The organism is Leptospiraceae bacterium (genome assembly GCA_016708435.1).
GTDB lineage: Bacteria > Spirochaetota > Leptospiria > Leptospirales > Leptospiraceae > UBA2033.
The window spans coordinates 157,032-176,380 of record JADJFV010000031.1 but is presented as its reverse complement, the minus strand read 5'-3'; the positions used below and the strand labels follow the sequence as shown (position 1 = coordinate 176,380).

Sequence of the window (19,349 nt, the reverse complement as noted above, 5' to 3'; positions counted from 1 at the left end):
AAAAATTAATTAAAAGTTTTGATTTTTAGAAGGCTGAAAGAATTGATTGTCAAATGAAATCTTTTCTAAGTCTAGTCGTTGTTTTCCTTTTTCTGCTTTCGTGTGGCGATGCGTCTAAAAAAACACCGATTGCAAGCAAAGGAATTTTGGACTTAAGAGATTGGAATCCTTTGGCGATAGGCGACATCCGAAAGGAGAAAATTCGAAAAACTGATGGGGAATGGGAGTTCTATTCGAAGGAATTGCTGACTGCAAATGATTTTACTTGTGACACTGTTCGAGCTTCTTGCGAAGATGGTAAGCTCTTAAGAAAGACGTTAGACTATATACAAGTTCCACATTCTTGGAACGGTCATCCTATAAAAAATTCTACAGAGACTTTCAGTGGAGATGGGTTTGCAACTTATCGCCTAACGGTTTCATTGCCCGAACAATTAGTTGGAGAAGTATTGGCTCTCAGAAGTGAATATCAGGGAACCGCCTATCGCATTTTTATTAATGCTAAATTAACGCAATCTGTAGGTGTCATAGGAAAAGAGGAGAGTGAGGCAGAGGCAATGCATTTGCCCTCGATAGGATTTGTTCATGCAATGACGAACAAATTGGAAATCATCGTTCAGGTTTCGAATTACCACAATCGACTCGGAGGGTTATGGAATCACCTTTATCTAGGACGAGCAAGTGATGTTCAATCTTATGTCAATCAATTGCGAGGGACTGAGTTATTTGTAATCGGAATAATTTTTATTATCTGGGCATATCATTTATTAATCTGGTCGATTCGAAGAAAAGAAGGCTCTCCGTTATTCTTTTCTTTGCTCTGCCTAATCGTTCTTATCCGGTTGATTTCGACAAGTGAATATCTATTTGTAGAAACCTTTCCTAGTCTAGGATATAAGTTTTATTGTCTATTGGAATATGGCTCTATGTATTTTAGTGTTCCTGTGGCTATTCAGTATTTTACTCTAAGCATCAAAACAAGGCAAAATAAATACATCGTATATTTTACCTATTTCCTTGCTTCTATTTTTATGCTATTTACATTATTAACCCCTGTAAAAATATTTTCGAAGTCTGCTGAGTTGTATCAAATTATTCTACTTTTAAGTATTATCTATTTGATTTATTCGCTTGTGTATTCCGTTGCGAAGAAAATAGAATATTCCTTTCTTTCTCTCTTTGGTTTCTTGGTATTAGCCGCTACTATAGTTCAGGATATTCTATATTCACGGGAAGTAATTCAAACAGGATTTTATAGTCCGTATGCGTTAGTCGTTATGATATTTACGCAGGCGATGATTCTATCTTTAAAATTTTCAAAAGCTTTTAAGAAAGTAGAAGAACTCACCGAGTCATTGGAAATAAAAGTAACCGAAAGAACAAAAGAGCTCAACAGTTCGAAAGAAGATATTGAGGCTTTGAATAATTTTACAAATGTAATCAATTCTTACTCTGATCTAAAACAAATATTCATTGAAATTTCGAAATACGTTTACCAGAAGTATAACATCGCAGCGGTTTGGTTGTATTTGCCGGATGAAAAAGAACAATATCTACAGACTTTTAAAATTTATAGTCATACAAAAATACCGGATAACGCCTATCAGTTCATGGAGAAACTGCAAATTCCTTTGGATAAAGATGGAGGTATTTCGGCTATCGTATGGAAAAGAAAAAATCCCTTCTTTGCGAAAAATTCTGCCAAATTGAAATTTCCAATTGATCGTGAAGTTATGAATGCTACTGGATCTCTATCTTTGTTAGAAGTTCCTTTGCTTATGCGTAACAAGGCGATAGGGCTAATGGCTTTTTCCAATATCGAAAGTCCCATGCAATTAAATAAGGCTGATATTAAAAAGATAAATGTATTCTGTTCTCAGATTGCAGGAGTTGTGAATACTGTTAATTTGCTGTTCCAAACTGAAAAACAGAGAAGAGAAATTGAAGAATTAAATTCTCTGATTAAAAGTCTAAACGAAGACCTCGATATAAAAATCATTATGAAGAAAGTGTTAGCATATATAGGAAAGAATTTTAATATTCAACACTTCGGGCTAAGCAGTGTTAGCTCGGATAAACAGAGATTAAAGATAATGGATTATTCTCTTCCTGATTTTATTTCTCAGGAAGATTTAAAGAGTGTAATTAATACAGAAACAAGAATTCAAACTGCCAGAGGCGCGCACGCCATCGCATTCAAATCTAGAAAAGTAATTTATTCTAGAGTAAGAGAATCCATTTTAAATGAAGAGGAATTGTTTCTGGTTAGATTGGTCAAAGCTCAGAATCTACTCATGATTCCACTCATTCTACAAAATGAGCCAATTGGTTTTCTCGATTTATACAACATAGGTGAATTGGCATTATCCAAAGAAGATATTACGAAGCTTTCCATTTTAGGCGAGCAGCTAGCAGGGATTATCCACGGATCAAATCTTTTCATTGAACTACAGGAAGCCAAACGTCATGCAGAGGTAGCAAAGGAGCAAGCTGTAATAGAAAAGAAGATTGCTATGATTGCACAAATGGAAGCAGAGGAGGAGAGGAATAAATCAGACAAATTACTTTTAAATATTCTTCCCGAGCTAGTTGCAGAAGAATTGAAAGAGAAGGGATCGGTTCAGCCTGTTTATTTTGAGAACGTAACGATTATGTTTACTGACTTTGTAGGTTTTACAAAGATTGCAGAGGATTTGAGTCCGCATGAATTAATCAAAGAACTAGATTTATGTTTTTCTATGTTTGATAATGTTCTTGAATTGTATGGACTCGAAAAATTAAAAACGATAGGCGACAGTTATATGTGCGCAGGCGGAATTCCAAAAGTGAATAAAACAAAAGCAGTTGATTGTTGTCTTGCTGCTCTGGAAATTCTCTCAATAATGAATGAATTAAAGGATGCTAAGAAAGCGACTAACGTTCCTTATTGGGAGTTACGCATTGGTATCCACTCCGGTCCTGCGATGGCTGGTGTCGTTGGGGAAAAAAAATTTGCTTACGACATCTGGGGGGACACAGTCAATATAGCAAGTCGTATGGAGTCGAGCGGCACGCCCGGTCGAATCAATATTTCTATTAAAACTTATGAAGAAATCAAAGAGAGATTTGATTGCGAATACAGAGGAAAAGTAAATGCAAAGAATAAAGGTGAGGTAGATATGTTTTATCTGAATCGAATCAAAAAAGAATACTCGAATGACAAATTTGGAAGAATTCCAAACAAGAAATTCTTCGAGAGAAAAGACTTTACGAATTCTGAGAGCGAGCCTGCGGCAAAGTAAAAGTAAACGTGCTTCCAAATCCTACTTCACTCGTCGCAGTGATAGTTCCACCTTGTTTTTCTACGAATTCCTTACAAAGGATAAGACCAAGACCTGTTCCGGTTTCATTATTTGTTCCTACTCTACTTGATTTTGAATCAATTCTGAAAAGGGATTCGAGCGTCTTTGAATTCATGCCAATACCTGTATCGTTGATCGAAATTTCTATGCAGTCTTTCAACTCTCTGGAGGTTACTGTTATTATGCCATTCGGGTGTGTAAATTTTATAGCGTTAGTCAGAAGATTTCGTAAAATCGTGCTTAGGCAAAATTCGTCTGCGCATACTATAGGATTTCCTGATAAACTAGATTCAATCGTAATATTCTTTTTGAATGCATTTACACTTACAATGGGAATTGTAAAGGAGATCATTGCATGTAAGTTAAGATTACGGGGGTTAATATTGATTTCACCCGTTTGTGATCTTGCCCATAGAAGTAAATTTTCTAGAAGGGTAAACGCAGACCTAGATGAAGTTTGGATTAACTTGGCGTATTGCAGAAGAGTTGGATAATTTTCCTCCTTTTTGGCTAGAAGTTTTTCTTCTAGTAGATCGGCAATGCCCATGATTCCACCGAACGGATTACGCAGATCATGCGCTATGATATTAAAAAATTTATCCTTTGTTTTGTTTAAACTTTCTAGGTCTTTCATATAATGGTGCAATTCTTTTTCTACTTCTTTGCGCCTAGAAATATTTACTACAGCTACTCTTATAAGATGAGTTCCTTCGATATCTGTAAAAGGCATGGCATCGAATCTTACCCAGAATTCAGAGCCATCTATTTTTTTCATTCTAAGTTCACAGGATTGTTGTTTTTTTGAACGGCGTAATTCTTGTTGAAGATAATGAAAATTATCATGGTCTTGATAGCAAATGAAAGGAAAAATCGGTTGCAATAGAATTGAGTCTCTATCTACTCCTAGCGAAGTGGCTAATGTGAGATTTGCCTCTACAATCTCTCCCTTTTCATTCGTGCTGAAATAGCCAACCGGTGCAAGGTCATAGAGATCAAGATAACGTGTTTTCACTGTATTCAATTCACTATTGATTGTTTCCAGTTCTTTGTATTGTGCTTCTAACTCCAATTGATGTGATTCCAATTCTTCTTCGGCTTTTTTTCTATTTGTAATATCAGTTCGAATTGCAAAGTATTGTTCGATTTTTCCTTCTGCATTTTTGATTGGAGCAATAGTAGTGGCTACCCAATAGTAGCTGCCATCTTTTGCTCGGTTTCTGATTTCTCCATGCCAGGCAAGTCCTTGTTTTAGAGTTGCATACATTTCAATGAAGAATTTTTGGGGATGATAACCTGAATTTATAATGCGATGGTTATTTCCTAATAGCTCTTCTCCGGTATATTGAGAAATTTCACAAAACTTTTCGTTTACATAAAGAATTGTTCCACGAATATCAGTGATTGCTACAATTGCATGTTCATCAATCGCAAACTGTCTTTGCAGCAATTCAACATGTGCTTTTTGAATTCTTTTATTAAATGTTTCAATTAATTCTTCTTTATTTTTTTGATCAGTAACATCTCGAATCGTAGCTTGTATAAAATTATCAGGTCGGAGTAACGCATTCGTTTCCCCCAAGAAAATACTTCCATCTTTACGCCTAAACCTGCGAATATTAATTGCTTTTCCTTTCATCCTCAATTCATCGAGTCGGAGTCGTTGTTCTACTAAATCTTCTGGAAGTTGCGTATCTGGAATCGATAAATTTAAAAGCTCATCATGCGTATAGCCGAGTAGGTTACAAGCTGCCGGGTTTGCGTCCGCAAATTTTGAATTTGAATCCACAATCAGAATTGCATCATTTCCATGTTCAAACAGAAATCGATAATGAGCTTCGCTCTGTTTGAGGGTAATCTCCGTTTCCCTCGCTTTTTGCTTTGCTTCAAAAAGTTTTATAGTCATCTTGATTGTTGTATTTAAAATGATAGGAGCGGAATTCTTTAGTATATAACCATAACAGTTGATTGCTTCTTTTTTTTGAACAGTTTCAACATCGGTGTGACTAGAAATAAATATTAAAGGAATATCTCTTTGCGATAAAATAATATTAGCCGTTTCGATTCCATCCATTTCAGAGCCAAGATCAATATCCATTAACACAATAGAAATTGCAGAGTTAGTTTGAATTTCTTTAATTGCCTTAGTCGCAGTATTTGCGGTAAAAACAGAGTATCCGAATTTTCGTAGAGATTCTTTTGTTACGATACTTAGCATTTCGTCGTCTTCGACTAACAAAATGGGAATGGATGGATTGATGTGCACTAGCGAATTCCCTTGCTTTTTCTGTTTCTTTTTTAGTGAAAAAATAAATAATTAACGTAATTTAAATTAAAGAGGAAACATGTATAGTCTTTTTATTGAATAGCATTTGTTAGACGATAAAAAACTTACGGATATTAATTGAGAATCAGTTTAAAAAAGAATTGTGGCGAATGCGGTTTATTCGATGAAATTATTTTCCAACCCCCGAACTATTGACGGGGATTACATTGATACAGATCTAGAACTTTGTAGAAGTTAAAAGTCATAAAAATTCTTATCATTTTTATTGGTGATATTTTTAAATACAATTACGATTCACGCTTGACTGTTGTTTTAATTCCACCTCGCACACTGAAGTCACCAAATACTTTTAGATGTTTTGGTTTGATCGCTGATTTAAAATCATCGTAGATTTTGTTGACTACGTTTTCGTGAAAGATTCCAACATTTCGAAAAAATAAAATATATTCTTTAAGACTCTTGAGTTCAATACATTCTGCGTTTGGAGTATAGCTGATATGAATGGTTCCGAAATCAGGTAGACCCGTCTTAGGGCAGATGGCAGTGAATTCTGGAATCGTAAAATCAATTGTGTAATCATTACCCTTATAAATATTAGTAAATGTTTCCAGCTCAGGGGTTTTTAAATCGCGAATAGAGGCTTGTTTTCCTTCATAGGATGAGATTGTTTTTTTCATTGGTTACCTTTGGTGATTGGTTAATTTATTGTATCAATAATTTTCAGGGATTGTATGAATCATAGTAAAAAATTAGGCGTCGTAGATTTTGGCGGGCAATACGCTCATTTAATTTCCTCAAGAGTTCGAAGGCTCGGAGCATACACAGAAATTCTTTCGAACGAAGAGAGTTTAGAAAAGTATAAAGAATACGCAGGATTAATTCTCTCCGGCGGACCGAATAGCGTATACGAAAAAGATTCCCCGCAGATTGACTCTAAAGTATTAGAGCTAGGCATTCCGATTTTAGGAATTTGCTACGGACATCAACTCATTATGAAAATTCTAGGTGGCAAAGTAGAATCGTCGGCTAACAGAGAGTATGGTCCTGCAATCTTAGAAGTTGAGGATAACACACCGTTTATCGTAAATGGATTTACTGCTAAAGAAAAAATCTGGATGAGCCATGGAGACGAAGTAGTTGCACTTCCTTCCGGGTTTAAGCCATTCGGTCGAACGGATCATTGCCGTTATGCGGGAGTATTTAACGACACAAAAAAAATCTATGGTATCCAATTTCATCCCGAAGTCACTCACTCCGAAAAAGGATTAGTGTTTCTCGGAAATTTCATTTCCATTTGTGGGCTTTCTAACACATGGAGCATACAGCAATTTTTAGAAGCTAAGATTTCTGAAATCAAAGCGGAGGCTAAAGACAATAATGTGTTCATGCTTATTTCCGGTGGAGTTGATTCTACAGTATCCTATTTGCTACTCGCGAAAGCGCTCGGTGCTGAGAGAGTCAAAGGGTTGTTAATCGACACTGGATTTATGCGATTCAATGAAGTTGAAAATCTCCGTCATAAACTGCATGACTTAGGCGTTGACCTACTCGTCTCAGATGAATCGGAGAGATTCTATTCTGCTCTACATCAAAAATCGGAGCCGGAAGAAAAACGAAAGATTATTGGTCAGCTATTTATTGATTGTAAAAACGATGTAGCCGATAAATTCCATTTGGCGGAATCCAAATGGCTTTTGGGGCAAGGCACTATTTACCCCGATACAATTGAAAGCGGTGGAACCAAGCACTCTCATAAAATCAAAACTCACCACAACCGTGTGCAAGCGGTGCTTGATCTAATGGAAAAGGGAAGAGTCCTCGAACCAATTCGAGATTTATATAAAGACGAAGTGCGTGAACTTGGAACGATGCTAGGACTAGAAAAAAACTGGGTTATCCGTCATCCATTTCCGGGACCCGGACTCGCTGTTCGAATGCTTTCTTCTCATGAGTATCATGGGTTTAATAACCAGGAAGGATTAGAAAAGGTAATTTCTCGTTATCCACAGCTTCACTCTAAAATTCTTCCTGTTCAATCGGTAGGTGTGCAGGGTGACCAGAGAAGTTATAGTGCCTGTGTGGTTTTAAGTGATTCTCTTGCTGATTGGGGCAAATACGACGAAGCCTCTAGTCTTATTACAAACCTTGTAAAAGGAGTAAACCGAATTGTTTTACTTCCTTTTGTAAAAGATTTATCTAAAGTAGAATTTCATTTTTCGAAAGTAGAACTAGATCGTTCTCACTCAGATATTTTAAGAGAAGTGGATGATATAGTATGGAATCACCTGGTTGAAAACAACTTAGTCGAAGCCATCTGGCAAATGCCTGTTGTCCTCGTGCCCGTCGGATCAGAACTTGGAAAATTTAGCATCGTTCTTCGTCCGGTCGAGTCCCAGGAAGCAATGACCGCAAATTTTTATCCAATGGATAGAAACGTATTACAAGCATTATGCGCTAAAATTCAAAAAGTGAAAAATATTTCGTATGTATTCTATGACATTACCCATAAGCCCCCCGGCACGATAGAATGGGAGTAGAGTTAATTATGAATTATGAATGAGGAGTTATTACTGTCATTTCGAACTGCCTCATCGTGAGAAATCTACCTTAGTTCTTAGAACTAGGAAATTTTTTTATTTTTTTGCCAGATAGACCTCTCACATCGCTTGGCGGTAGGTGAGCAAAGCGAAAGGGTGGAAACTGTTCGAGGTGACAGTGTTCAATAGGAGAAATTATGAACTTTGAGTTTTTTCAGAAGACGTTTTATGGGAATTTGATTTCGGATTGGTTGATTGCGGCTGTAATTATACTTAGCTCGCTTGTTATTGCGAAAATTCTTTATTGGCTTTTTAAGCATACGATAGCGCGTCTAACTTCCAAAACCAAGACTAGGATAGACGATATCATTGTTGATATGATGGAAGAGCCTGTTTCGTTAGCTGTTATCCTCATCGGATTTCATTTTGCCTTTGAAGTGCTCACTGTATCACCTGCCGTTGATTCTCTGAAAGGAAAAGTATTTCAATTTTTATTTATTTTAAATGTAGCCTGGTTGATTGAAAGACTTGTGAATTCTCTATTTGAAAATTATCTAGTTCCTCTTTCCGAAGAAACAGAAAATGACTTGGATGATATTATCGTTCCGATTGTGCAAAAGGGAACTGCATTTACCATCTGGGCTCTTGGTATAATCGTTGGTCTTAACAACGCAGGCTATGATGTAGGTGCGGTGCTTGCCGGACTTGGTATTGGAGGTCTTGCATTTGCGATAGCCGCAAAGGATACAGTCTCGAATATGTTTGGCGGATTAACGATATTTATCGACAAGCCATTTGTCAAAGGCGATCGTGTGAAAGTGAAAGGGGTGGATGGGAAGATTCATGATATTGGTTTACGCACTACAAAATTAGAAACGATGGATGGGCGGCGGCTAACAATCCCTAACTCTGCTTTCATTGATAATCCGGTGGAAAATATTTCTTCAGAGCCAACTCGAAAAATTGTGCAGACGATTAAGCTTGCGCATACTAACAATTACACCAAGGTAAATGAAGCAATTCTTTTTATCAAAGGAATTTTGGAGAAAAATAAAAATATCGAAAAAGAAAAGTCAATCGTTAGCTTTATTGCCATTGAAGATACGGGATTTGTTATCCAGTTGATTTATTTTATTCTTCCTAAGTCTTCCAAAGAAATATTTGATACACAAACAGATGTGAATTCAGAAATACTAACTACCTTTGAACAAAATTGGATTAAGCTTTCTTACAATGTTATTCCTAAACAATGAAGTAAAATTCTATGTAAAAGCTAAAAAATTTTAGGACAAATTTAACAGGATTTACATGATGTAATACATAATCCTGTTAATCTTGTAAATCAATCCTGTCTAAGAAAATACACAATAAAACTTACTTAACTCACGTTACGCAAAGAAGTAAAGCTATGGATTATTTTATGAAATTAAGAACATTAGATAAATCTAATGAATCAATAGCCCGCGGCAGCGAACCCACCGTTAGGTGTAACCCCACCTTCAGCGCTGGGCACGCTGGTCGCTCACCTTGCGTAAGGTGAGTTACTTAAGGACTTAAAATGAAATTTTCAATTCTATTTCTAATTGTAATTTCTAGTTGTGCTTTTCTTTTAAAACCAGAAAAGACCCTAGAGCAAAATGCTAATTTGCTATTGCCAGATTATTCTGAAATGAATTATTGGGCAGCTCATCCTGAAAAAAAAGACCTCGCTGATCTGGTTCCTGAAAATTCAGGTTTTACCGATAAACAGGCATTAGCCCGTGCCGATGTTTTTTTTATTCACCCTACCACTCTTATTAAAGGAGTATACTGGAATGGGGATTTAACGGATGAAGCTTTAAACAAGCGAACCGACGAAGGCACGATGAAGATGCAAGCGAGTGTGTTCAATGATTGCTGTCGTGTGTATGCGCCTCGCTATAGACAAGCAGCGATTTTCGCTTTTTTAAAAGAAACTGATGAAGGAAAACAAGCATTAGCCTTTGCCTATGAAGATGTAAAGAACGCTTTCGAATACTACTATCATAATTTTAACAAGGGTCGTCCATGGATTCTGGCTTCTCATAGCCAGGGAACTCATCACGCAAAGAGACTTCTTTCTGAAGTAATTGCGAAGTCAGATATGGGCAAAACGATGGTAGCCGCTTATACGCTTGGCTGGCCTTATCCCGCTAGTGATTCTGGATTGCCAGTTTGCAAATCCGCAACTCAAACGGGTTGCTTGATTAGCTGGAATACCTATGTCTGGGATAAAACACCAAGTCGGCTAAAAGAACTCTATGATAACGGTTTCTGTGTTAATCCGCTGAGTTGGTCTGAGGATAATGTCTATATGCCGAAAGAATCAAACCCGGGGAGTATGCCTAAAACCTTCGATAGAATTCTTCCCGGAATTGCAGATGCAAAATGTGAGAATGGAATTCTCTGGACGCACAAAGTTGCAGAAGATGGATTTCCAACTCTTGAGCTTGGAAAGAATTATCATTTAATGGATTTTCATCTTTTCTATAAGAGTATTCGAGAAAATGCTAGTCTTAGAGTCAAAAGTTTTCTAGAGAAATAAAATCTTGACAATTTCAACCAAGATAATTGAAGCTAGGGAATAATCTTTTAAAATGTAAGAATTCAAATGCTCTTCTTATCGGGATTATTTTTTTCATTTTAAAAGCAGATTATAAGGATAAAAAATGCAAAAATATCTAAAGAAAATAGCTTTCATTTCTCTAATCATTTTCTTTTTGCCAGTATGTGCTACAAAGAAAAAAGATGACTCTCTGCAAACTTTAATTCTATTGTTTTTGTTGCAGAGTATTAGTCGATCGTCTTCGTCGGCAGGAACTAGCACGGGAACTGGGACAGGAACGGGAACGGGAAGTTCTTCTGGGACTGTAAATGTTTCAGGCACGATTAATTATGAAAATGTTCCTCTCAATACAACCACTAGTACGTTAGTTACATCTGGGATAACAAATCGACCCGCTAGAGGAGTCTTGGTGAAATTATTAGACAGTAGTTCGAATACTGTTACATCGACTAGCACTGATAGTTCTGGTGCTTATACGATTACAGGCGCATCAGTCAGTACCTCTACTTTTACTATTGTTGCTGTCGCGCAAATGGTAAAAACAACTTCGCCAACCTATAACTTTCAAGTAGTAAATACAGTCACAAGTGGATCTGTTGGAACAGCTTACGCTGTTTCCTCTTCAAGCACAACGACGAGTAGTTGCACAACGTCTTGTACGGTAAATGTAACTGCCCTAGATTCCAATCGAGGGAGTGGACCCTTTAGCATCCTAGATGTTGTGTATACTGCCATTCAAAAAATACTAACAGCAAATTCGACTACCGTTTTTCCTGCCTTAAATATTAAGTGGACTTCTTCTAGCAATACTGGAAGTTTTTTTACAACATCTACATCTACTTGCGGAACGGGGGTTAATAACTGTATTGTGCTACTAGGAAATCGTTCTAGTGATTCGGATGAGTTTGATAGACATGTAATTGCGCACGAGTTTACACATTATTTAGAGTCTGCTCTATCAAGAAGTGATTCTATAGGTGGTTCTCATTCCAGTAATGATACGTTAGAGCCTAGAATTGCTTACGGGGAAGGACTTGGAAATGCGATGGGAGCAATTTTTTTAGACGATCCAATTTATACAGACACGAGAGCTTCCGGTGGGTTTACTATCAATATGGAGACAGTACGCATACAAACAATGGATTTTATTCAGAAGGTTCAGTGCAATCTGTCATCTGGGATTTGTATGATAGTGTTTCTGATGCGAAAAATTCTCAAACGGATAATCTTAATTATTCGTTCACTAAAATTTGGAATGCGGTGATTGCGCTCAAGACTATTAACAGCATTACCTATATCCATGAATTTATCATTGCTCTAAAAGCGGCTAATACGGGTGATACGACAGCGATTAATAATATTCTGACAATGGAATCAATTGCTGCAACGGAAGGTGCTGAGGCAAATGTGAGTAAGGCTTCCGCCAATACATCTAATGGTCATACTTGCACTGGTTCTGGGACAAGTGCCGGTTATCCTTATAATTTTATTTTGGAAGTACCGGGAGCTAGCACGGGAACTGTAATTAATGCAGTCAGTGTCTCAGGTAGTCAAAATTGTGGAATGACAAGTGTTGCAGCCAATAAATTATTCGGAAGTAAATTCTATAAAATTACTCCTACCAATTCTGGAAATATGACAGTAACAGCGACAGACGGTGGTGGCACAACGGAAGATCCAGATGTTTATATTTTTCAACAAGGAACAAGCGTAAAAACTTGTAACCAAGCTGTTTCAGAAACTTGCACCACGTCAGTCACTGCCGGAAAAGTTTACATCGTAGAAATAAGAACCTATTCGGCTTGCGCTGTGATTTCAAATGCATGCACTACCGGAAATACAAATAACGCAACAATAACCATCACACTACCATAAAGGAGAAATTTATGTTAAACAATTCAATCAAACTATTTTTATTTTGTCTTCTAATTGCCCAGTGTTCTTTGAAATCCAATAATGAACAGAGCACAAGAGTATTTTATACTGATAGAGAAAATCCGCATGCAAAAATGCAACTACCAGTTGAAATTAGTTGGTCGCACGATAGAGCGGGTAATCCTAATCAGCCAATCAATGTAGTCGTTACTGCAAGAGCTTTTTCAAATCTTACAAATGCGAAGATGAATTTGACATTTTCGCCAAACCTAAAAGTTGTAAGTGGTGATACTTCTAAAACATTGGCGACCTTTGCATCGGGAACTTCTACTGAATTAAATTTCACTGTTAGCCCTGAGAAGACTGGCTCATATGATATAAACATTTTACTAAATGCTTCTCTAAATGGAGAATCCATTGGTACTGCCAGAACAATTAGATTCGAAACAATTGATTATGTAGCAGAAAAGCCGCAAGCTCATCCATCCGGATTAGATATAAAAGAAGGAAGAACGGATTACGGGAAATAGCCGTTGTCTTAATCATTGCACAGTATTCTTATTGGAATTCTTTTTAAGAGAGATCCCTGACAGAAAATTTCGGGGATGACAGGCTATCTCAGCTTCTGGATTGTTTGTGACATACAGTCCAGTAGCCGTTCCACTTCTGTGTCTAATGTAAAGTAGCCGCTTGAAATACGGATGGCTCGTAATGCTTCTTCTTTGGAATAACCCATTCGCAAGAGAGAAAAACTGGGATCGCGTGTACGAGACTTGCAAGATGAACCAGTGGATACTACGATATTTGCCTCTTCCATTCCCATCATAAAAAAATCAATTTCATCAATGGGGAGTAGGGTGAATATGGTAGAAGGAAGTCTAGGTGAAGTGGGGGCGATGATCTCTGCTTCCAATTCACTCAGAACTTTTTCGATTTTGGATTTATATAAAGTAAGTCTCTTATTTTTTTCTTCGAGAGTGGCTAATTGCTCTTTGCTGGCAGTTTGAAATGCTTGAATTGCAGGGCTATTTTCTGTTCCTGCACGATGGTTATTTTCCTGGTTTCCACCTTTAAAAATTCCAAGATCTTTTTTTAAATACTTCGCGGGAGCATACGCAAGACTTGCCCCCATTCCCGCTCCAATCTTATGACCACTAAATGTAAATCCTTCCAGAATTGAAAAATCAATTTCAATTTTTCCAAACGCTTGCATTAAGTCCGAAAAGATTGGCATTTCGTATTGGCGGGCAATCGAATAAATCTCCTGCATAGGCTGAATGACTCCCGTCTCGTTTGCTGCATAGATTACAAACACAGGAGCAGGAGCTTGTTTCATTTTGGCTTCCAGGTCATTCAAATCAACTTTACCGGTCTTATCCGTTGCTATCAGATCAAATGGAATTTGGAAGTAATCAAGGGAGCCGTAAAAAGAAGAATGCTCGAATGGAGAAATATAGACTTGTTTAAATTTCTTTAAGTAATCGACTAGACTTGCGATTAATAAAGCGTTAGCCTCTGTTCCCGTTGAGCAGAATACAAATTGGTTCTTGTCCTTCTTCGTAATTTCTCCAAAATAACCGCGCACCCCTTCTAGTAAAGATTGTCTGGAAAGGGAAAAACGAGTAGCACCGGAGGGATTGAAAAAGTTTACCGCGTAATCAGTATATGCCTCTAAGAATAGTTTTGTAAATGGCGGGTGAGTCGCATTGTAGTCGAAGTAGGCAATTCTATTCACTCGATTTCATCTGCTTCTTTGAATCTGTCTAACTTTTTCAAAGTTTCTCTGAGTGAGTTTTTATAATCATTTAGCAAGTCGATTTCTACCGCTCCACCAGTTCTTCCATCAATATTAGAAAGAAGGTTTTCTACTGATTTCAGTGAGAGAAGAGCTTCTTTGTATTTGCCTAGTTTAAAGTTACACTTTGCTATCATCAAATTCGATTGAAAAATATGACTCGCTATGAGTCGCATTGAAATAGGAGATTCCTCTTTTAGATTGTCAAATTCTTTCGCTGCGGTAAATTCCATTTTGGCTCTCTCAAATTCTCCTGTATTAAAAAGAAGAATTCCTCTCTTGAATCGAAAGAATCTTTCATTTCTTTGCTGTCCGGAGTCGGTTGTGCCCTGTAAAAAATATAAAATGGTTTCATAAAGTGCATCTGCTTCATGAGGAGAAGAATTTCTGAGATTGGTATCTAGAAGCAAAATATTGACTCCTCTAATATAGTCAGCCAGTAGAGGCAAATTCGGATCAGCCGCTCTGCTTCCTTTGATTCCTTCTTTGATATTCTTTTTAATTCGAGCCCAGATAATAGATTTTTTCATGAGAGGATTTAATCCATACATTTCATTTCTATCTGCAGCCGGGGCAAGACCAAAGATACGAAGCAAAGGAGCAAAGAAAGATTGTTTGCTTTTTACAAGCTCTTCTGTTTCTTCTTGTAAAATTTCTTCCACATAGGCATCGGAAAAATTTAAAAATGTAGTATAGGCTAATATTATTTCTTCCGGTCTACAAATTGCTTTTGCAACTGATCTAATTTTATCAGCGGCAATAATTTCGGGACCGGAATAATTTAATCCTCGTTTATAATAATCCAGAGCGTCTAATATCGAGTCTGCGTTCTTTCTCCAGTATTCATCGGGAGCAGTTACTTCAGGGAGGCGCTTTCTACTTTTTCCAATCCCGTCTGCTGAAAGTTCTTGGTCGCTTGTCCAACGAATGTTTCTATCTAGCCAGGAGGGATATTGCAAGACTTCATTTTTATTTGCGACAGATTTGTAGTAATCGCAGGCTTCTTCCATATTCTTTAAATGACCTGTTAGTATGGCTGGTCTATTTTTTACATTCTCTAGTTCTTCTTTGAGGCGCGGAGATTTGATTGCGTCTTCTAAGTTTTTATTTAAAATCCCATCACCTTTATCTAAAAATTTTCGCATGACTTTTGGAGAGTGACCGCTCGGAGACATGGTGATTGCATACCAATTGAGGATTGCGTGTCGTTTGAAAATGACAACCGGAAATGCAATCAGCCAAAAAATACCAATTGCCAATACAAAAATTAGGTTGTCTTTTAAAATTTTAATCAATGGTTCCTCTTTCTCTTTGTTCGTAGAGAGCGCAAAAAAGCGTATTACTATAAGAATCGTAAAAAAACCCGATTCTATAAATTAAATTATTGGTTTATTCTGCTCTTTATTTAGTTAAGTACCTATTATCAGTTAAGGGTTACAATATGAATTTATCCGAGCTACAGTCAATTCCAATTCACAGACACGTCTCATCTCTTCTTTTTATTGCAATTATCGTCATTTCAACCTCTGGAATTTTGGGACAGGAAGAAAAGCCTAAAGTTTGCCAACCGCTCGCCGGTGAGACGGAAAGTTTTACGCCTGCGTTCTTGCTTTCTCTCGGAATAAAATACCAGGTGCAGGCAAATCATATGAATACCCGAAATGTGAATCAAATTATCAGCTTGCACCGAAAAGCAATTCAATACTTTCAATTCTATATAGCTTGCTCGAAGGAAAATAATCTTCCTATTAGCAGTTCTACTTATTATCTAAAAGCAAACAGTCATTTTGAAATCAAAGAATGGGCTGAGAGCATGAATGATGTAGAATCCTCATTAGCTCTCGCGAACAATCAATACAAAGAAGCACTTATTTTAAAAGCAAGACTCTTAATTAAGCAAAATAAATTTAAACAAGCAGCAGATCTTTTGGAGAGTGTAATATCATTTTACTCCGAAGATTCTGATTTACTTTATTTTCTTGGATCTCTCAATGCGGAAATTGAGAATTATCCGAAAGCAATTCTATATTTTACTTCTCTTTATAATTCGATCCAGAGAAAAGATGGAGATGCGAAGTATAGGAATTATACGCTCAAATACTTAGGCGATATCTATGCGAAGAAAGGCGATTCTATTAAAGCGATATATTATTATAAGCTTTATCTAAAGTATCGCGAACATGATCCTGAAATATTTTTTACGCTCGCTCAGATTTTAATTACGATAGGCGATTTCAATGAGTCGCGAGCTTACTTAAATAAAATTCTAAAAGTAAATCCTGACTCCAAGCCTGTGATTCAACTCTTAGCAGAAATTCATTTCATTGAAAATAAAATGTTCTCTCTTAGTTATTTTGAAAAATTAAACAAAGAAGGAAAGTTCAAAGAAGAAAGTTTACTTGGCTCGATTAACAAGGTGTTAGTCGGTAAGCACAAAGAAGCAGAAGAATACTTTGTCACCATGTCAGCTAAAAATCCAAATCGTCTGTCTTTACGAATTGCGCTCATTATTATTTATTCCAAGCTTAAAAAAACAGCAGAGCTTGCGAGCGAGCTAAAGGCAACTTCTGAAATTGCGTATTCTTATAAACAATACAATCTTGCAATAGAGCTATCCTTGCAACTTCTTGAATTGTCTTTGACTAACCCTGAATTAAAAATTCGCCCTGTGTTAATCTATGATTTTTTAGCTACTTGCTATGAAGATAGTGGGGCTCCTTTTCTTGGAATTCATTATTTAAGAAAAGGTCTTGATATTTCAGAAGATGATTCTGAAAAAATAAATTTATCTCTACATATGGCAAATATCTACCGGCATAATAAAGTTAAACGCTTTGAAGAATCCAATAAGATTTTGCAGCCTTTGGTCAAAAGTGGAAATCCAAATGTATTTTTCGTAATGGGAATGAATTATTTTTCTCTCGATCAATACAAAGAAAGCATTGCTTCTATTACAAATGCAATCCAAATTGATCCACAAAATCCAAACTTTTATTTTTTCAGAGCGTCTGCTTATGAAAAGAATAAACAGTTAAAAGAAACGATTCAAGATTTAAAAAAATCAATTGAACTAGATGATAAGAATGCGGCTACTTACAATTATCTTGGCTACTTATATACTGAGAATAATATGGAGTTGACGGAAGCGCTTTCTTTCATTAAAAAAGCAGTCGAGCTAGAGCCTGACAATGGAGCCTTTCAAGATAGCCTTGGATGGATTTTATTTAAAATGGAAAAACTAAAAGAGTCCCTTCATCATTTGAATCTAGCCGTTCAAATCATGTTAGATAAAAAAGAAGATGACCCTGTTGTTTACGATCATTTAGGAGATTTATTTTATAAACTAAATGATATGGACAATGCAAATGAAAATTGGAAAAAATCTGTTGAGATGCAAAATAGCCCAACAGAAAAAGAAAAGATACTACAAAAAATTAAAAAATTAGGAATTAGTAAATCATAAGATTACTTGGAAAAAAGCATGAAACATACAATTCGCATTTTATTATCTATCTCCATTATTCTTTTTCTTGGCTTCTGTAAAACAGACAAAGAAAATATTAAAGACCCGGATTATACTGACTCAAAACAAGCTCAAAATTTAAGATACAATGACCCGAGAGCCAAGTCGTTAGTCGAAATAGTCGAACGATTAGAAAAAAATTCTGTTTCGTTCACGGGAGAATTTTCGATGAAGATTCAATCGGGAGAAAACTTAAGAGAAGTAAACAATGTAAATGGAAAAATCTTTTTCGATAGACCCACTGGAAAAGTAAAAATCCAACTCATGGAGCCTTTCTTTGGACTTATCATCTCTCAGATTATTTCTGATAGTAATACAATTCGAATCAAATCCTCCGGACAAGAAAAAATCTACGAGCAGCCAATGGGTGATATCCACATGGTTGATCCTACATCGCGCAAACCTATTGTTATCCCTTACCCGATCATCTACTTCACAATCGCACAAAACTTCATTGAAGAATTCAAATCAGACAAAAGCTATTTGAGTCCGGCAGATAAAAGAGTATTAGTCAAACGCGGTAACGATGAATACAAATATACCTTCTACGACAAAGGCTTAGCTTCTTTAGAATTCCTATCCCCCGAAAAAAAAATCAAAGCCATTTGTGATGTCCCCGAAACCCATAGAACAGGCGACCACCCACCCGGCAGGCTATCTACACGCGTCACTGATTCCACCACAGACATGGATACTTCTAAAGTAGAAATTCAATACAAAAACGTTAAGCGCAATGTAACGATACCGGCTAATACGTTTAGTTTTTAGCGAAATGAAAACAGAGGAAATTATCACAGTCGTTAATAGTTTCTTTAAGCAGACAGAGGCTACTAGGGTGTATCTCTTTGGTTCCCGAGCTAGAGAAGAGGAAAAGGAAAACAGTGATGTAGATTTACTTGTTTATTTTCCAGATCATATTAACCTTTTAAAAATTGCAAAGTATAAGGGACTGCTCGAAAAAAAAGTTAATCAACGAATTGATTTATTGACTCCTGATTCTATTTCAGATCGAATCCTCCCTTATATTCAAAAAGATATGAGGCTAATTTATGAACGATAAGGATAATATTCGTTTGACTCATATTTTTGATTAATGTGTAGAGTTAAATCAAATTATTTCTGATTTTGAGAGTGTAGATGATTTAGATTATATCAGCATGCAACCGTTCGTTTGCTAGAAATTATTGGAGAGGCTTGTGGCAGTTTATCCGATGAGTGCAAAGAAAAATATTCTTCTGTTGAGTGGCAGGCTTGGAAAGACATGAGAAATATTCTAATCCATCAATACTTCGGTGTGGATTACAAAAGAGTTTATTTAGTAGTTAAAAATGAAATCCCTGATTTAATGAATGAAGTAAGTCAAATATTAAAAGAATAGTTTTAAGCCCCAACGGGGCGAAATAATGTGTC

General features: G+C 36.5%; 15 protein-coding genes. 11 read left to right on the top strand and 4 right to left on the bottom strand.

Translation table 11 applies throughout. The features are described 5' to 3' along the window. Nucleotides 1-53: 53 nt before the first annotated feature. On the top strand, nt 54-3,281 hold the full coding sequence (locus IPH52_19700; protein MBK7057229.1) for an adenylate cyclase: 3,228 nt from the start codon (nt 54-56) through the stop codon (nt 3,279-3,281). Here the strand turns inward: IPH52_19700 and IPH52_19695 are convergent. Beyond that, nucleotides 3,247-5,604 carry a PAS domain S-box protein gene (locus tag IPH52_19695; GenBank protein ID MBK7057228.1) on the bottom strand — a complete coding sequence of 786 codons (2,358 nt, stop codon included), beginning with the start codon at nt 5,602-5,604 and terminating at the stop codon, nt 3,247-3,249. The two genes, IPH52_19700 and IPH52_19695, sit on opposite strands and share 35 nt — an antisense overlap. Before the next feature lie 308 nt (nt 5,605-5,912). Continuing rightward, nucleotides 5,913-6,302 (bottom strand): NADPH-dependent 7-cyano-7-deazaguanine reductase QueF, encoded by a 390-nt coding sequence (gene queF, locus IPH52_19690; protein ID MBK7057227.1) that lies wholly within the window; start codon nt 6,300-6,302, stop codon nt 5,913-5,915. Between the two features lie 54 nt (nt 6,303-6,356). Here queF and guaA point away from each other — a divergent pair, with 54 nt between their 5' ends. The 6 genes from guaA to IPH52_19660 all read left to right on the top strand — a co-directional run bounded on the left by guaA (nt 6,357) and on the right by IPH52_19660 (nt 13,151). After that, nucleotides 6,357-8,162, top strand: coding sequence for a glutamine-hydrolyzing GMP synthase (guaA, locus tag IPH52_19685; protein MBK7057226.1), 1,806 nt, complete (start codon nt 6,357-6,359; stop codon nt 8,160-8,162). A 197-nt stretch (nt 8,163-8,359) separates the two neighbouring features. Continuing rightward, a complete protein-coding gene (locus IPH52_19680) occupies nt 8,360-9,415 on the top strand; it encodes a mechanosensitive ion channel family protein (GenBank protein MBK7057225.1) in 1,056 nt (351 codons plus the stop codon). 305 nt (nt 9,416-9,720) lie between these two features. Continuing rightward, entirely contained in the window at nt 9,721-10,725 is a 1,005-nt protein-coding gene (locus tag IPH52_19675) for a DUF3089 domain-containing protein (protein ID MBK7057224.1), read from the top strand. A 124-nt stretch (nt 10,726-10,849) separates the two neighbouring features. Then, nucleotides 10,850-12,010: a hypothetical protein gene (locus IPH52_19670; GenBank protein ID MBK7057223.1), complete on the top strand. Its 1,161-nt coding sequence runs from the start codon at nt 10,850-10,852 to the stop codon at nt 12,008-12,010. Continuing rightward, the gene (locus IPH52_19665; GenBank protein MBK7057222.1) at nt 12,007-12,621 is read left to right on the top strand and encodes a hypothetical protein; all 615 of its coding nucleotides are present in this window, start codon (nt 12,007-12,009) and stop codon (nt 12,619-12,621) included. Before IPH52_19670 ends, IPH52_19665 begins: the two co-directional genes overlap by 4 nt. An 11-nt stretch (nt 12,622-12,632) precedes the next feature. Continuing rightward, nucleotides 12,633-13,151, top strand: coding sequence for a hypothetical protein (locus IPH52_19660; GenBank protein ID MBK7057221.1), 519 nt, complete (start codon nt 12,633-12,635; stop codon nt 13,149-13,151). Between the two features lie 83 nt (nt 13,152-13,234). On the opposite strand, the gene IPH52_19655 is transcribed toward IPH52_19660, so the two are convergent. Beyond that, the gene (locus IPH52_19655; protein ID MBK7057220.1) at nt 13,235-14,356 is read right to left on the bottom strand and encodes an aminotransferase class V-fold PLP-dependent enzyme; all 1,122 of its coding nucleotides are present in this window, start codon (nt 14,354-14,356) and stop codon (nt 13,235-13,237) included. Then, nucleotides 14,353-15,711 carry a hypothetical protein gene (locus tag IPH52_19650; protein ID MBK7057219.1) on the bottom strand — a complete coding sequence of 453 codons (1,359 nt, stop codon included), beginning with the start codon at nt 15,709-15,711 and terminating at the stop codon, nt 14,353-14,355. The genes IPH52_19655 and IPH52_19650 overlap by 4 nt, the downstream gene beginning before the upstream one ends. 146 nt (nt 15,712-15,857) lie before the next feature. Here IPH52_19650 and IPH52_19645 point away from each other — a divergent pair, with 146 nt between their 5' ends. From IPH52_19645 to IPH52_19630, 4 genes are all read left to right on the top strand, one after another. Continuing rightward, nucleotides 15,858-17,879, top strand: a complete 2,022-nt coding sequence (locus IPH52_19645; GenBank protein ID MBK7057218.1) for a tetratricopeptide repeat protein — start codon at nt 15,858-15,860, stop codon at nt 17,877-17,879. An 18-nt stretch (nt 17,880-17,897) separates the two neighbouring features. Beyond that, nucleotides 17,898-18,707, top strand: a complete 810-nt coding sequence (locus IPH52_19640) for a hypothetical protein (GenBank protein MBK7057217.1) — start codon at nt 17,898-17,900, stop codon at nt 18,705-18,707. A 4-nt stretch (nt 18,708-18,711) separates the two neighbouring features. After that, nucleotides 18,712-18,999, top strand: a complete 288-nt coding sequence (locus tag IPH52_19635; protein ID MBK7057216.1) for a nucleotidyltransferase domain-containing protein — start codon at nt 18,712-18,714, stop codon at nt 18,997-18,999. 111 nt (nt 19,000-19,110) lie between these two features. Continuing rightward, nucleotides 19,111-19,317 (top strand): DUF86 domain-containing protein, encoded by a 207-nt coding sequence (locus IPH52_19630; GenBank protein ID MBK7057215.1) that lies wholly within the window; start codon nt 19,111-19,113, stop codon nt 19,315-19,317. Nucleotides 19,318-19,349 lie beyond the last annotated feature (32 nt).

Bases quoted from the DNA above. Each gene is read 5' to 3' on its own strand.
- IPH52_19700 (MBK7057229.1), top strand. From the start codon at position 54: ATGAAATCTTTTCTAAGTCTAGTCGTTGTTTTCCTTTTTCTGCTTTCG.
- queF (MBK7057227.1), bottom strand. From the start codon at position 6,302: ATGAAAAAAACAATCTCATCCTATGAAGGAAAACAAGCCTCTATTCGC.
- guaA (MBK7057226.1), top strand. From the start codon at position 6,357: ATGAATCATAGTAAAAAATTAGGCGTCGTAGATTTTGGCGGGCAATAC.
- IPH52_19680 (MBK7057225.1), top strand. From the start codon at position 8,360: ATGAACTTTGAGTTTTTTCAGAAGACGTTTTATGGGAATTTGATTTCG.
- IPH52_19675 (MBK7057224.1), top strand. From the start codon at position 9,721: ATGAAATTTTCAATTCTATTTCTAATTGTAATTTCTAGTTGTGCTTTT.
- IPH52_19670 (MBK7057223.1), top strand. From the start codon at position 10,850: ATGCAAAAATATCTAAAGAAAATAGCTTTCATTTCTCTAATCATTTTC.
- IPH52_19660 (MBK7057221.1), top strand. From the start codon at position 12,633: ATGTTAAACAATTCAATCAAACTATTTTTATTTTGTCTTCTAATTGCC.
- IPH52_19645 (MBK7057218.1), top strand. From the start codon at position 15,858: ATGAATTTATCCGAGCTACAGTCAATTCCAATTCACAGACACGTCTCA.
- IPH52_19640 (MBK7057217.1), top strand. From the start codon at position 17,898: ATGAAACATACAATTCGCATTTTATTATCTATCTCCATTATTCTTTTT.
- IPH52_19635 (MBK7057216.1), top strand. From the start codon at position 18,712: ATGAAAACAGAGGAAATTATCACAGTCGTTAATAGTTTCTTTAAGCAG.